Source organism: Actinotignum saccati (assembly GCF_051265055.1).
GTDB lineage: Bacteria > Actinomycetota > Actinomycetes > Actinomycetales > Actinomycetaceae > Actinotignum.
Genome location: NZ_JBOZCC010000003.1, coordinates 127297 through 141141, shown reverse-complemented (window position 1 = coordinate 141141; position 13845 = coordinate 127297). Strand labels below are relative to the sequence as shown.

General features: G+C 59.6%; 12 protein-coding genes. 5 read left to right on the top strand and 7 right to left on the bottom strand.

Features of this window, described 5'->3' with window-relative positions; all coding sequences use genetic code 11:
* The first annotated feature begins 21 nt into the window (after positions 1 to 21).
* The 4 genes from ACRQEC_RS03440 to ACRQEC_RS03425 all read left to right on the top strand — a co-directional run bounded on the left by ACRQEC_RS03440 (position 22) and on the right by ACRQEC_RS03425 (position 4988).
* Entirely contained in the window at positions 22 to 1314 is a 1293-nt protein-coding gene (locus ACRQEC_RS03440; RefSeq protein WP_016442072.1) for an MFS transporter, read from the top strand.
* Positions 1315 to 1347: 33 nt separating this feature from the next.
* Complete coding sequence (gene rhaI, locus ACRQEC_RS03435; protein WP_284889866.1) at positions 1348 to 2526, top strand: L-rhamnose isomerase; 1179 nt, start codon at positions 1348 to 1350, stop codon at positions 2524 to 2526.
* Positions 2527 to 2653: 127 nt separating this feature from the next.
* The gene (locus ACRQEC_RS03430; protein WP_284889867.1) at positions 2654 to 4156 is read left to right on the top strand and encodes a rhamnulokinase; all 1503 of its coding nucleotides are present in this window, start codon (positions 2654 to 2656) and stop codon (positions 4154 to 4156) included.
* Positions 4157 to 4169: 13 nt separating this feature from the next.
* Positions 4170 to 4988 (top strand): class II aldolase/adducin family protein, encoded by an 819-nt coding sequence (locus ACRQEC_RS03425; RefSeq protein ID WP_284889868.1) that lies wholly within the window; start codon positions 4170 to 4172, stop codon positions 4986 to 4988.
* A 129-nt stretch (positions 4989 to 5117) separates the two neighbouring features.
* Here ACRQEC_RS03425 and ACRQEC_RS03420 read toward each other — a convergent pair whose 3' ends face one another.
* The 7 genes from ACRQEC_RS03420 to ACRQEC_RS03390 form a co-directional block, all read right to left on the bottom strand.
* Entirely contained in the window at positions 5118 to 6455 is a 1338-nt protein-coding gene (locus ACRQEC_RS03420) for an MFS transporter (protein ID WP_284889869.1), read from the bottom strand.
* A gap of 93 nt (positions 6456 to 6548) precedes the next feature.
* Complete coding sequence (locus ACRQEC_RS03415; protein ID WP_284889870.1) at positions 6549 to 8018, bottom strand: MFS transporter; 1470 nt, start codon at positions 8016 to 8018, stop codon at positions 6549 to 6551.
* A gap of 41 nt (positions 8019 to 8059) precedes the next feature.
* Complete coding sequence (locus ACRQEC_RS03410) at positions 8060 to 9034, bottom strand: nucleoside hydrolase (RefSeq protein WP_284889871.1); 975 nt, start codon at positions 9032 to 9034, stop codon at positions 8060 to 8062.
* 8 nt (positions 9035 to 9042) lie between these two features.
* On the bottom strand, positions 9043 to 9747 hold the full coding sequence (deoC, locus tag ACRQEC_RS03405) for a deoxyribose-phosphate aldolase (protein ID WP_284889872.1): 705 nt from the start codon (positions 9745 to 9747) through the stop codon (positions 9043 to 9045).
* 23 nt (positions 9748 to 9770) lie between these two features.
* Entirely contained in the window at positions 9771 to 10739 is a 969-nt protein-coding gene (locus ACRQEC_RS03400; protein ID WP_284889873.1) for a ribokinase, read from the bottom strand.
* 82 nt (positions 10740 to 10821) lie between these two features.
* The gene (locus ACRQEC_RS03395; protein ID WP_284889874.1) at positions 10822 to 11589 is read right to left on the bottom strand and encodes a GntR family transcriptional regulator; all 768 of its coding nucleotides are present in this window, start codon (positions 11587 to 11589) and stop codon (positions 10822 to 10824) included.
* 278 nt (positions 11590 to 11867) lie between these two features.
* Positions 11868 to 13112 (bottom strand): ATP-binding protein, encoded by a 1245-nt coding sequence (locus tag ACRQEC_RS03390; RefSeq protein ID WP_284889875.1) that lies wholly within the window; start codon positions 13110 to 13112, stop codon positions 11868 to 11870.
* 235 nt (positions 13113 to 13347) lie between these two features.
* Here ACRQEC_RS03390 and ACRQEC_RS03385 point away from each other — a divergent pair, with 235 nt between their 5' ends.
* The gene (locus ACRQEC_RS03385) at positions 13348 to 13572 is read left to right on the top strand and encodes a DUF6290 family protein (RefSeq protein ID WP_284889876.1); all 225 of its coding nucleotides are present in this window, start codon (positions 13348 to 13350) and stop codon (positions 13570 to 13572) included.
* The last annotated feature ends 273 nt before the right edge of the window (positions 13573 to 13845 follow it).

Below are 13845 nucleotides of genomic sequence, written 5' to 3'. Positions count from 1 at the left end.
TCTGATTTCAACGGAGAGAACATGTCAAAAAAGCCATTAACCGGATGGAAGGCAACAATTGCCGTTTCCATGTCCAATTACATCGACTCAGGGTCCATTATTGCGATTGCAACCTCGCTTGGTTTTTGGGGCGCCGCATACTTCCCTGATGACAACGGCCGAATCGCGGGATTGCTCGCTGCTTTCAGTTCCAATGCTTTCGGTGCCGCCATCGGTGCTCTTATTGGCGGACCGCTCTGTGACAAATACGGGCGAAAAGTTATCTACACCTACGACCTCCTCGTCTACGCGCTGGGTGGACTCATTGTCGTTTTCGCCGGTAACCTCCCGATGCTCTTCATAGGCTTCGTCATAATTGGACTCGCGGTAGGTGCATCAGTTCCAGCAGGATGGACATATATTGCGGAATTTGCACCAACCGAGAGTAGAGGCAGACATATTGGGGCAACCCAATTGGCCTGGTCATTCGGACCGTTCATCGGTTTCGGTCTCGCGAGCGCCGTGACACCCCTGGGGCTGCTCGGATCCCGACTCGTTTTCGCCCACCTCGTGGTTATCGCTCTGATTACCTGGTATATCCGGCGGAATCTGGAAGAATCGGAGGCTTGGCAGCAAGCCAAGGGCGGTTCCGAAACCAAGCCACCGTCGATGTTCCAATCCTTCAAGGCACTGTTCTCCTGGAAGTGCAATATCCGCGCCTTGATCTTCCTCGCGGTTATCTACACCTGCTGGAATCAGGCAGCTTCGCAAAACGGTATTTTCCTCCCAACCATCCTCAATAGCGTCGGCTACGACCAGCTGGCCTCGAATCTCTTCTCCATGCTCTCGTGGGGCGTGGTCATCATCGGCACGGTCTTCTTCATGTACTTCGTGGACACGATGCCCTACCGCACCCACTTCTTCATTGGTGCTGTTCTGGCCATCGTTGCCTGGCTGATCCTCATCTTCGGTCCTTCCGATTCCGCCTTCACCGCTTTCGGTTACGCGATCATCTGGGGTATTTCGGCTGGTCCTTCCGCCCAGGCTTTCTACTCGGTGTGGGCACCGGAACTCTTCGCCACTCCGTACCGCGCCGGTGCGCAGGGAATCATCTTCTTCCTGGTACGAGTCGCATCCGGCCTTATTTCCCTTATCTTCCCGGTCATCCTCCAGTGGGAGAACGGACTCATGATCGACGGACTGATCCTTATCGGATTCCTCTCGATTTCGCTCATTGTTGGCACCCTTGGCGCACCGAAGACCCAGGGCAAGTCGCTCGAGGACATCGAGATCGAGCGGTACGGGCGAGTTGTTTCAGCTGCGTCGTCGAAATAAAACCGCAAAGAAATATTGAGAAAGGAACAGACAATGGTGAAACTCAGTGATCTCAGCGCGAAGAACCGCGAGATCCTCGAACGTCAAGATGTTGAACTCCCCTCGTGGGCTTTCGGAAATTCCGGCACGCGTTTCCGTGTTTTCACAACGCCTGGCGTTCCACGTGATCCCTTCGAGAAGGTATCCGACGCGGCACAGGTGAATGCCTACACTCACGCCGCCTCGAAAGTTTCCCTCCACATCCCGTGGGATCTCACCGATGATTACGATGCGCTTCGCAAGCATGCAGAGGATCTTGGCGTCACAATCGGGACGATTAACTCGAATGTTTTCCAGGACGAAGATTACAAGTTCGGCTCCTTGTGCAACGTGAACCCGAAGATCCGCCAGAAAGCCATCGATCATCACAAGCAATGCATCGATATTATGCGCAAAACCGGATCGAAGGACCTGAAGATTTGGCTGGCTGATGGTACCAATTACCCCGGTCAAGATTCCATTCGGGAGCGTCAGGATCGGCTGGCGGAATCGCTTGCGGAGATTTACGCGGAACTCGATGATGATATGCGGCTGGTGCTCGAATACAAGTTCTTCGAGCCGGCTTTCTACCACACCGATGTTCCGGACTGGGGAACGTCGCTTGTTCAGTGCCAAGCGCTGGGCGAACGCGCCATGGTGGTTCTGGATACCGGCCACCATGCTCCCGGCACCAATATCGAATTCATCGTGGCTCAGCTCCTCCGAGTGGGACGCCTTGGTGCATTTGATTTCAATTCTCGGTTCTATGCAGACGACGACCTTATCGTCGGGGCTGCCGATCCGTTCCAGCTTTTCCGCATTCTCAATGAGATCGTCGCGGCCGGTGCTCTGGATGAAGGGTCGCCTGTGAACTTCATGCTCGATCAGTGCCACAACCTGGAAGAAAAGATCCCGGCTGAAATCCGCTCCGTGACCAACGTGCAGGAAATGACCGCGAAGGCTCTGCTCGTTGATCGCGATGCTCTCAAGAAAAAGCAGGTAGCCGGCGATGTTCTCGGGGCGAATGACATTCTTATGGATGCTTTCTACACGGATGTGCGCGGCCTCCTGGGCGAATTGCGCGAGTCCCAAGGTATTGATCCGGATCCGATGCGGGCCTTTATGGAATCCGGCTATCTGGAAAAGATTCGGAAGGAACGGGTTGGTGGAACTCAGGCAAGCTGGGGCGCCTAATTCTCCCGCTTCCCTGTGGACCTCACTAACCATCCAGCGCTGAATTATTGAAACTATTGAGCGCCAAACCAGCTTCGGGCCGAGCTCGTACGGGCCCGGCCCGAAGCTCCACTGAGGAATGTGAGTAATGAAAACTTTTGTTGCTATCGATTTAGGTGCTTCCTCCGGCAGAGTCATGACCGGCTCCATTGCTGACGGAAAACTGAAATCGACCAGCGAAATCACTAGATTTCCAAACGGACCTATCTGTGTTCCAGGGACCGATAAGAATAATCTTTTCTGGCCACTGCTCCAGGTGTGGGAGCATATTTGCGCCTCGCTCAAGAATTTACGCGACACTCCTGTCGAATCAATTGGCGTGGATAGCTGGGCGGTTGATTACGGCCTGCTCGGCGCGGAAGGCGGACTTATTAGTCCCCCCTTTAGCTATCGCGATAGCAGGACTCAGGGCGTTCCCGAAACACTGTATTCCCGCTACTCTGCAACGGATATTTACACCCATAACGGCCTGCAAAACATTGATATCAACACAATTTTCCAATTGCTCGCAGCTGCTCGCAGCGCAGACTATCGACCGGCCGTGGAACAAGCAGAATCACTCCTGCTCCTGCCAGACCTCGTCAATTATTGGCTGACCGAGAAGAAGTATGCGGAGATAACAAATGCTTCGTCAACGGGCTTCGTCAATCCTCGCACCCGATCCTGGTCACCCGAGATGACTGGCATATATAAGGAAATATCCGGCATTGATATCTCCGCGAAACTACCCGAACTCATCGAGCCTGGAACTCGAATTGGCGCTATTCGGCCTGAGATATGCGATCTACGTACCCAGAACCGAGAAACCACTCCAGTGGTGGCGGTGGGTAGCCATGACACCGCCTCAGCGGTAGCAGCCGTGCCCGCTAGCGCCCACACGAACTTCGCTTTTATTTCGTGTGGGACGTGGTCATTGGCCGGGCTCGAATTAGATTCGCCGATCCTGAGTGAAGAATCGCGGCAAGCTAACTTCACTAATGAACTCGGTGTTGATGGGACCATCCGCTATTTGAAGAACATTATGGGGATGTGGATCTTTAACGGTTGCGTGGCCCAATGGAAAGAAACCGATCCCAGCCTATCGATTTCCCAGGTGATTTCCCTTGCGGCCGCAGCACCGTCCCTTCGCACGGTTATCGATGTCAATAACCCGATCTTCGCAACACCGGGAGATATGATCGCTCGAATTGATTCCCTTGCTGAAGCGAGCGGGCAACCGCGTCCCCGGGATATTGGGGAATATGCCCGTTGCATCATTGATTCCCTGGCTCTTGCACATGCCCAGACCATCGAGCAGGCTGCCCGCCTTGCACAGGTGGATATAGATGTTATCCATATCGTCGGAGGAGGATCTCAGAACAAATTACTGTGTCAGCTAACTGCCGATGCGTGCGGACTTCCCGTCGTCGCAGGCCCCACGGAAGCAACGGCGCTTGGAAATCTTTTACTCCAGGCACGAACGGCTGGTTCGATATCGGATTCACTTACCTCGCTGCGTGAGGTTGTACGTGCATCGACCGAACTCACCAGCTATACACCCCAGAACAATCACAGCGTTTGGCAAGAAGCCCGACGTCGAATTTTCGAATAAGGATGGAGAGACCATGACTTCTCAATTAACTGTTGACGCCCTCCTGGAACAAATGGGAGTGACCGGACGTCGCCTCGACCACCTGCATGCCGCGGAAGCCGGCGCCGGAAATATCTCTATTTCCGTTGATTGGGATACCGATCTCGAATCAGTTTTCCCGGAGAAAAAAGCCGGCGTCAAGCTCCCCTGGAAGGTACCTGCTCTGGCGGGACGAACGGTGTTCGTAACCGGATCGGGATGCCGCTTGCGCGAGGTAGCGGACGCGCCCGAAAAGAATGTTTCGGCCTTCATTGTGGACGAAGGCGGCGAAACCGGTACCTGGTACACGCATCCAAATAAGGCGTATCAGCGCCCCACGAGCGAATTCAATTCGCATCTTGCGGTGCATAACGACCAGGTGGCTCAGCGCGGCGTGAGCTTCCAGGCGATTGTGCACGCGCAGCCTCCGTACCTCGTTGCCCTCTCACATATTCCCGAGACTCTGAACAACAAGGATTTCAATCGCATGATCTTCCGGTGGGAGCCGGAAACCATCGTTCAGGTTCCGGAAGGGATCGCCGTGCTCGAATTCATGGTTCCCGGTAGCGATGAACTCATGGAGAACAATGTGATCGGGCTGCGTGATCATCGCATCGCGCTGTGGGCCAAGCACGGAATTATGGTTCGTTCGGATTCCTCCGCCCTTTCCGCGGTCGATACCATCGAATACCTCGAAACCGGCGCCATGTACGAACACATGAACGCCGCAAGCGGTGGAAAGGGAACCGGCCTCAGCGATGACGAAATCCGCCGCGTCGTATCCGCATTCAATGTGAAAACAGATATGTACTAAAAAGTACGAAATCCGAGAGCATTAACTCTCTTCTTCCTCCCGGACGCTGGGCCGGGGCGGCGCGGGGATGTGCCGCTTATCGCGCTCACCCCGCTCCCCGCGCTCATCGCGCGCGCCCGGTTCGGCTCGCTATTCCCGAGCACCCCGCGCGCCCTGGCTCAGCGTCCCGCTGAGGAGGAGCACCGTAATGCCGGCGAAAGGCACCACGCACAGGCCGGTGCGCAGCCCAAACGTATCGGCCACCATCCCCACAATCGGCGGCGACACCAGGAAACCGATGCGCATAAGCCAGGAAATCGCGGTCAGGCCCGTGCCCGGCTTGAGACCGGGAAGCTCATCGGCCTGCTGGATCGCGGCCGGCACCAGCGTGGCCGAGCCGAAACCGGCTACCGCGAAACCAGCAATTGTGCCCAGCACGCTCGGGAACAGCAGCGCCAGCCCCATCCCCGCGGTAATGAGCGCCGCCCCGCCCTGGGCCACGGTGCGCCGCCCGAAGCGGTCCACCAGCCCATCGCCCAGCAGCCGCCCCACAAACTGCGAGCCGACCAGCCCCACATACCCCGCGGCGGCCAGCCCGCCCGCGGCACCGAGCTGCCCCACGTACAGCGTCGCCCAACTCGACCCGGCATCCTCGATGAGCCCGCCCATCGTGGCAATGAGCACCAGCGCACCCAGCATCGCCACGGTCCGAAGCGTGAGAGGCCCCGAAGTCCCGGTGGGTGCGGTAGCCTCCGAGGGCTCAGCTTCTTGCGTATCCGTATTGAGGGCCGACGACGCCGCCACTTCCCCCGCATCGCCTACCCCGCCACCAACGTGACCTGCGGGAGCGCCGCTTGGCCCGGGGTCTGCGGCGTCGTTCCCGGGTAAACAGAAGCGCCGGGCCACCAGCGCAACCGCGGCCCACAGTATTCCGGACAGCACCATATGCGTGGGCACCGATAATCCGATTCCGATTGCGGCGGCGGACATGAGCCCGCCGCTCATCGCGCCCACGGACCAGGTGGCATGGAAGGTGTTAATAATTGAGCGCCCGTAATGGCGCTGGACCCGCAGGCCGTGCGCGTTTTGGCCCACGTCCGTGGCGGCATCGCAGGCGCCGCCGAGGAACATGCCCGCCGCGAAGAAGATTCCCGTGGGGCCCACGCCCGCCACAATGAGGCCGAGTGCGGTGAGCAGCGTGCCGGCCACCGCCACCGGCGCGGAGCCGAATTTGCGGATGAGGGGCGCGGCGAATACACCTGCGATGATGCCGCCGGCCGGGAAGGCCGCGAGCGCGAGGCCGTAGACGGCGTTGTCGAGCTCGTGGATTCGCTTGATTTCGGGGAAGCGCGGCACGATATTGGCGAAAATGGCGCCGTTGGTGAAGAAGAGCGCGCTCACCGCCAGGCGGGCATGGTGCAATTGGGTGGCGCTGTAGTGGCGCGAACTCGGCGGGCGCCGGCGCCGGGAAACGTGCTGCGTTGTCACAACTATCCTTTGCGTGCGGATCGTTTGTATGCGGTGTTAACGCTTCCACCCTACCGAGAAAAGCGGGGCCGCGGGCTCCCGAGAAAAGCCAACCTAGATCTTCTCACCTCCGGTCGTTTCCTGGGCCGGTAGCGCCAGGGAAATCGCGAAGGCGATCACCGCGCAGACCAAGCCCACAATGGCCGCCTGGGAATAGCCAGCGGTAATATCGCCGGCCACCGCATTGCGAGCCACGAAGGAGGCCATCACCCCGGTACCCACGCCCGCGCCCAGGTTGAAGGCCGCCGAGGTCAGGCCCGGGAGCACCCCCGGCCGAGTGGGCGAAGCGTAAAGCACGCCCATGGCATTGAGGGTGGTATTGGACATCGCGGTATAGGTGGCGCCCATGAGGAAGGCCAGGGTGAAGAGCACCCAGCGATTCTCGAAGCCGAAAACCACCACCCCGGTGATGAGCACGATGCTGCCCAGCAGGCCCGCGCGCAGGATCGCGCGGTAGCCCAGCCGCGGAGCATACTTGCCCACGAAGGGCGCCAGCAGCCAGCCCAGCAGTGAGAACGGCGTGAGGTAGAGCAGCGCGGATTCCGTGCCTCCCATCCCCAGGCCGTTCTCCGCGTCCTGGGATACCGCCGGGATAAGGTACATGAGCACCGAGAAAGCGGAAGCCAGGGTGAAGAAGGCTGTGCCGGTCACGCCCCAAGTTTGGCGTTTGACCAGCTCGTTGAGCGGAACCAGCGGATCCGCCACCCCGCGCTCCACCAGCACGAAGGCTACCGCCAGCACCACCGCCGCGATAATCGCGGCAATGGTCCAGGTATTCCCCCAGCCCAGCGAACCGAAGCCGAAGGTGAGCGCCATATTCGCCGACCATAGCGAGCCGGTCAGGGTCATCGCCCCGCCCCAGTCCATGCGGCTGGCCGCCGGAACGCGCGTTTCCGGCACCCAGGCCACCACGCAGATGAGGGCCAGGACTTCCAGAGCAAGGATCGTCCAGAAAATTCCCTTGTAGCCGGCGTGATCCACAATCACCCCGCCCAGCAGGGTGTCGATCCCGGCCACCCCGGAATTAATCGCGGCAACTAAACCGATATAGAAACCGTATTTCTTCGGGTGGAGGATGGCGCGCAGCGTGAGGTTACCCAGCGCGAACGTGGCCCCGCAGAAACCTTGGAGGAAGCGCCCCACCATGAGCATGGCCACGCTGCTGGTCACCAGCACCAGCACCGTTCCCACCACCATAAAACTCACGGAAATCAGCAGGGTCACGCGCCGCCCGATTTTATCGGCCAGCGGCGGGAAGAAAATCGCGAGCGCCGCGGCCACCGCGAGGAATACCGTGGAGCTCCAGCCAATCACCCCGGCATTGGTATTAAGGGCGCTGGCCATATCGCCGATAGCCGGCGCCAGCATCGTGGCATTGAGCTGGAAACTCGCGATGACCAGCATGAGTGCGGTGAGCACCAGCTTCGGATTAATCGCACGGTTGCCGGCGGCACGCACCGTGGTCCCCTCAATATATTCGGAGGGGAGTTCCTTTGAGGGTTGTTCCCGCAAAAGTTCAGCCATGGAATTCTCCTTCACAAATGATGAATTGATATCCGGCAGAACTACGCGAGGCCCGCGAAGGGCTGATTCGGGGTGGTTTCCAGCGCGAGCAAAGCATCCAGGCGCGCGAAGAATGCCTTTTTATCGGCTTCTTCCACCACGTACGCATTCGCGGGGAGTGGGAATTTCTCCCAGGCCATGGCCGAGTACCCGCGGGTGAGCTCCGAACCGGTTTCAATATCCACCCGGTAGCGGTTTTCGCTGAGGATGAGTTCCGGATGCAGGAGGGTAGCCACCGTCATGGAATCGGGGTGCGTGGAGCCATCCACTCCCACCGATTCGTTGAAGTCCAAGGTGGTATCGCAGACCTTCTTGAAGAACTTCGCGAGGGTGGTGTTCTTATCAGCCAGCGCATTGTATTCCGCGCGGGTGATCGTGGCATCACGCAGGGTGATGGGATCCCAGGTCACCACGTGAATATCCTCGAAGCCGGCCGTGAACACAATCTGAGCGGCCTCCGGATCCACGTAGAAATTAAATTCGGCCGCGGAAATCGTATTTCCACGGCCGTTATTGGATCCACCCATAATGTAGAGGCTCTTGACGTTCTTCACGAAATTGCGGTCTTTGACCACCGCGGTCGCGATATTCGTCAGTGGCCCGATGGCCACCACGCTCACCTCACCCGGTTGGGCAGCTGTAATACGCAGAAGAGCGTCTACGGCGTGCTCGTGCTCCACGTGCGTCGTCGTAAAATCAATACTCAAACCGCCGGTGCCGTCACCGTGGACGTCCTCCGCGGACACCCATTCGCGCAACATCGGCTGCGAGCACCCCACGTGAATGGGGACCGCGCCGAGCTTACCGGCAGCGTTGAGCGTCATCTGCGCATTTTTGATCTGCCGCTCAAAACCAACGTTTCCGGCCACCATGGTGATGGCCCGCAAATCAGCCCGCTCATCGAGAAGGCCGAAGAGAATCGCCACGCAATCGTCCTGCGCGGTATCGGTATCGAGGATAAAAGGTACCTTCGTCATGAGTGCTCCTAGTAACTTTCGTGGCCGTTTTCCCCGGTCACAATGGCAACCGAGTTCGAGGATCCCACCAGGGCCGCTCCGGCCCGGATCAACGATAGTGCGTGGTCAAAGGTGGAGATGCCGCCCGACCCCTTGATGAGAACGCCCGCGGGCGCCAGGCTTTTCAGGAACTTAATCGATTCAACGCTCGCCTTTTCCACCGAACCGGAGGAGGCATTTTTGAGGTATTTCGCGCCGGCTTCCACGGAGAGTTCCACCGCGGCGCGGCGTTCGGCCTCGGTGAGGAGCGGCAGTTCGAGCATCACTTTAACGGGCACGCCCGCGGCGACGACGCCGGCAATATCCTCGCGGAACCTGTCATATTCGCCGTCCTTGAGCCACCCGATCTGCACCCCGATATCAATTTGGGTGGCGCCGGCCTTGACCAGCGCTTCGGCTTCCGCGGCTTTCCCGGCCGAGGTCATCACCCCGGTGGTCGGGAAATCGAGCGCGGAGGCCACCTCAATCCCGGTACCTTCCAGCACCTTCGCGGTAATGGGCACCTGGGATCCGGCGACCATCGCCGCGTTGAATCCATATTCGATGGCTTGCTCCGCGTGCCGGATCGATTCGGCCCGCGTGGTTCCGATCTTAATGAGTGTGTGTTGAATATACGGGGCTAAATCGCGCGGATTCGTAATAGCTTCCGGCGCGATACGCGTGGGTTTTTCCATTATTTATCCTTCCGTTCGGATTGTTATGAGTTACGTGGAAGTACGACGGCGCAGCGCTCGGCACCGAAGCGAGTGTGAAGATCGTCAATGCTGGGTATACCCGGCAGCACTCCTTCCGCTTCTACGGTAAGGGCGCCAGCGCAATTCGCGAAGCGAGCCGCTTCCGCGGGCGTTGCCCCGCAGGTGAGGGCCGCCGCGAGCGCCGCGTTCGTGGCATCGCCCGCCCCGGTGGTATCCACAACAGCGCGGGGCTTCTCAGCTGGGATTTTCTGCGGCTGGCCCCCGCTTTCGCATACGTAACAGCCCTCCGCTCCGTGGGTGAGCACCACGGTGCATTCCAGGGCTTGGGCGATGCGGGCGGCTTTTTCTTGCGGCGGGAGGGCCGCGAGCGCGGTGGCGGCGTCGTCGTTCCCCAACATCTGCAAGAGCGCGAGCGCTTCCGTTTCGTTGGGCGTGATGACGTCGACCTGGCGCAACACGTGTTCGGGCAGGCGCGGCACCGGGGCCGGGTTGAGAATGACGCGCGCCCCGGCCGCGCGCCCGAAGGTGATCGCGCGCGCTACGCTGGGCGCGGGGATTTCGCAGGAAATAAGGACGGTATCCGCGCTTTCAAATATGGCGGCGTGCGCGCCGATATCTGCCGGGCTGAGCTGGTCTAAAACCCCGTTGGCGAGGATAATGCGATTTTCTCCGGTGGCGTCCGTGATAATCGCACCGACCATGGTGACGCCTTCTTTGGTGACGACGGCGGAGGCGTCCACGCCCTCGGCCGCCCACATTTCGCGCGCGGCGTGGGCGTACCAATCCGAGCCGACGGCGGTGAGTAAGCTAACCGGGATTCCCAGCCGGGCCACCCCGACTGCCTGGTTGGATGCTTTGCCGCCGTGTTCCTGGCTGAAGCGCGCCCCGGAGACGGTTTCTCCGTCCGCGGGCGGGCGCTCGGTGAAAAATGACAGGCCGACGCCGTAGCCGCCGACAACAAGTATTCGCATTGCTCCCCCTTGAACTCGTGCGTTAAGGCGAGGGTAGCAGTGTGAACAAGTATATACAAGTAGGTACAGCTAGTGGACAGGTTTAGGAGGGAAGCGGGGTGCGGTGCACGATGGAGTGAATCCGCAGGCGGTCCGGGCGGATCCAGATGCGCGAGGTTTCTACCGGGCGGTCGGAGGCATCGTAGGTGACCTGTTTCATGTCGATGAGTGGGAAGCCGTGCGGAACGGCGAGGATGCGCGCGAGGTTGCGGTCGGCCCCGACGGCGGAGATGGTGCGGCTGCCGTGCGAGAGGGCGATGCCGAGATCGTTTTCCAGGGTGCCGAAAAGGGAATTCGCCTCGTAATCCTGCTTGACGAGGACGGCGCGTTCCGCGCAGAGCGGGGGGAGGATCACCCAATTATCGAGTAGGGTGATGGAGCCTTCGGTGTCGCCACGCATGCGGCGCAGGTGGAAAATGTTGCCATCGATTCCCAGCGCAGCGGCAATCGGCGGCGGGGCGGGGATGACTTCCTGGGCGAGCACCCGGGTGGTGTAGTCGATGCCGCGCTGCTTGAGTTCCTCGGCGAGGGTGGTGAGGGAGGAGGTGAGCGGCGAGCGCACAATATCGTGGGCGATGAAGGTGCCGCGCCCGCGTACCCGGACCAGCAGACCTTCGTCAATGAGCTGGTCCACGGCTTTGCGCAGGGTCCCCCGGGCCACATTGAGCTGTTCGGCGAGGGTGATTTCCATGGGGAGCTGGTCGCCGCGGCGCCACGCGCCCGTGCTTACTTGTTCACGCATCCAGGTGGCGAGCTGCCGAAAAATCGGGGTGGGGGCATTGCGGTCAAGGCCCGGGGACTCGGTGTGCATGGTTCCTCACCATCGCTTCCTGGACGTCTATGTTCGGATCTATGTTCGGATCCGGGCTGCTTTGCCCGGCATCTCTAGGGTACCGCGCGGCCTGGGAGGGCGCTGGAAAGCGCCTGATGGTGGGCTGGCGGGGGCGGGAGGCGCGGGTGGCATGCACGCTAGGTGTGGGTGCGGGCGGATTAGGAACACGAGGTTCGGGCGGCACCGGAGATGGTATGTTCTTTCCGAGCTGTACCGCGTATGTACCACAAACGCAGTACGTTCCCCGTCACCGCCTTTCAAGCACCAAGGTTTCCAAAGGCCACCACGTGCACCCCATCGGGGCGGGTATAACTGAGGCCCGATCCGGTCACCACCACGAGGAGCGGATCCGGACTTTTCACATACCGCTGCGCAAAACGCTGTAAATTCGCGGCTGCCCCATCAATAATGCCCGGAACCGAGCCGAGTTTCACTTCGACCAGTGCCGTTCGCCCACCAATATCCAAGATGGCATCGACTTCCAGCCCGTCAGCGCTGCGACCGTGATAAATATCGGTACGAGCCAGGTAGCGCAGATCGTGCACAACCTGGGATTCGAAAAGCTGCCCGAAAAACTCGAGGTCGTTCAGGAGTTCGCGCTCGCTCGCGTGCAATGCGGCAGCGGCAAGCGCCGGATCAGCCAGGTGGTGCTTGGGCGCTTCTCGGAGCGGCGCTGCGGAGCGAAGGTGCGCACGCCAGGCTGGCTGCGGCGTCGTAATAAAAATACGCTGCAAAGAATCGAGGTAATCCCGCACCGAATCGCGCGCCAAGCCGGTATCGCGCGCCAGCGCGCTGACGGACATTTCCGTTGCGGTTCCGCGCGCGAGGGAGGTGAGGAGGGCCGCGACGCGCTGCGGGTCGCGATATGTATTGTCCGGAATTCTAATGTCGACGGCGCAGACGGTCTCCAGATAATCACGATTATTAGCACGGGCTTGTTCCGTGTTGAGCTCGAGGTTGCCCGGCCAGCCCCCGTGCGCGATGCGCTGGGCGATATCCGGGACGGTAAGGGATGAGGAGGTCGGAGTAATCGCAGCTCCGGGCGGCAATTGCGCGAGCTCACGCAGGGAGACGGCGTTGTCGCTGTGCCCGGTTTCCACGAAGGTCATGGTTCCCATCACGAGGCGCGCGAACCGCCCCGCGCCACTGTGGCGGGCGGCGCCCTCGCCAGGAGCAGTGGAGCCAGTAAAAATGAACTGGCCCGGGCGGTGGCGCCGATCAATTTCATGCCGGGCCAAATCCCATAGCACCGGGAAAACCTGCCATTCGTCCACGAGCCGCGGGGTATCGCCCTCGAGGACAAGCTGCGGGAGCACCGCTAATTGCTGTTCGAGCTGCGGATCAATATCCGCCTGAATCGCGCTCTTGGCATACCGGCGAGCCGTCTCCGTTTTCCCGCATCCCTTAGGCCCGGTCACGAGTACACCACCGGCGCGCGCCAGAGCATCTTCCAGCTCGCTATCGGCCAGCCTGGGTCGGTAGGAGATGCTTTCCTGAGCCATATCGCCTGCTTTCATTTTCCCTGATATCTCGCGCTTTTGGGGTGGAGTCGTCAGTTTGTGGAGAATACAGTCGTCAGTTTATCGGAAATCGAGTCGTCAGTTTGTGGAGAATACAGTCGTCAGTTTGTAGGCGGTGCAGTCGTCACTTTGTAGCACGCGGGCGATCCCATTGAAGATATCCTTGGATATAGCTGCCTTAGCACTTGGCTTCACAACGTTGTAGGAGAGGTAAGTCATGGACACATCCACGGTGGACATCCACTTCGAACCTTGGGAACTTGAGTGGATTCAGGCGCACGCTAATACGCTGGGCCAAAGCCTTTCGGATTTTGTTCGTGAATCTGCCCTGGAGCGCGTTGAAGAAATTATTGATACGGAACTCTATCTGCAGGCACAGGATCAAGACGACGGAATTCGGTACTCCATGGACGAGGTCATGCGCGTGGTCGCAGAGGATTGATACCGATACCGTCTGACTAAATGAGCCAAGTCAGGTTAAGGGTGCTCGCCTTAGCTTTGCGTTGATTTCCACAACTAAGCGTCGTAAAGTTATTTTCAGCATTGAAATGTCAGTGTTTCATTGCATGATCATTTCCTTTCGATCAGAGACACCCGGCGTTCCAGCGCCGGGTGTCTTGCATTTCGCGTAGCCGGCGCAAGGGAAAGTCCGGGTATTAGCAACCATTTTTGTCTATTTACCCGTCGATACACTGTTGACTTTGATCGGATTTCC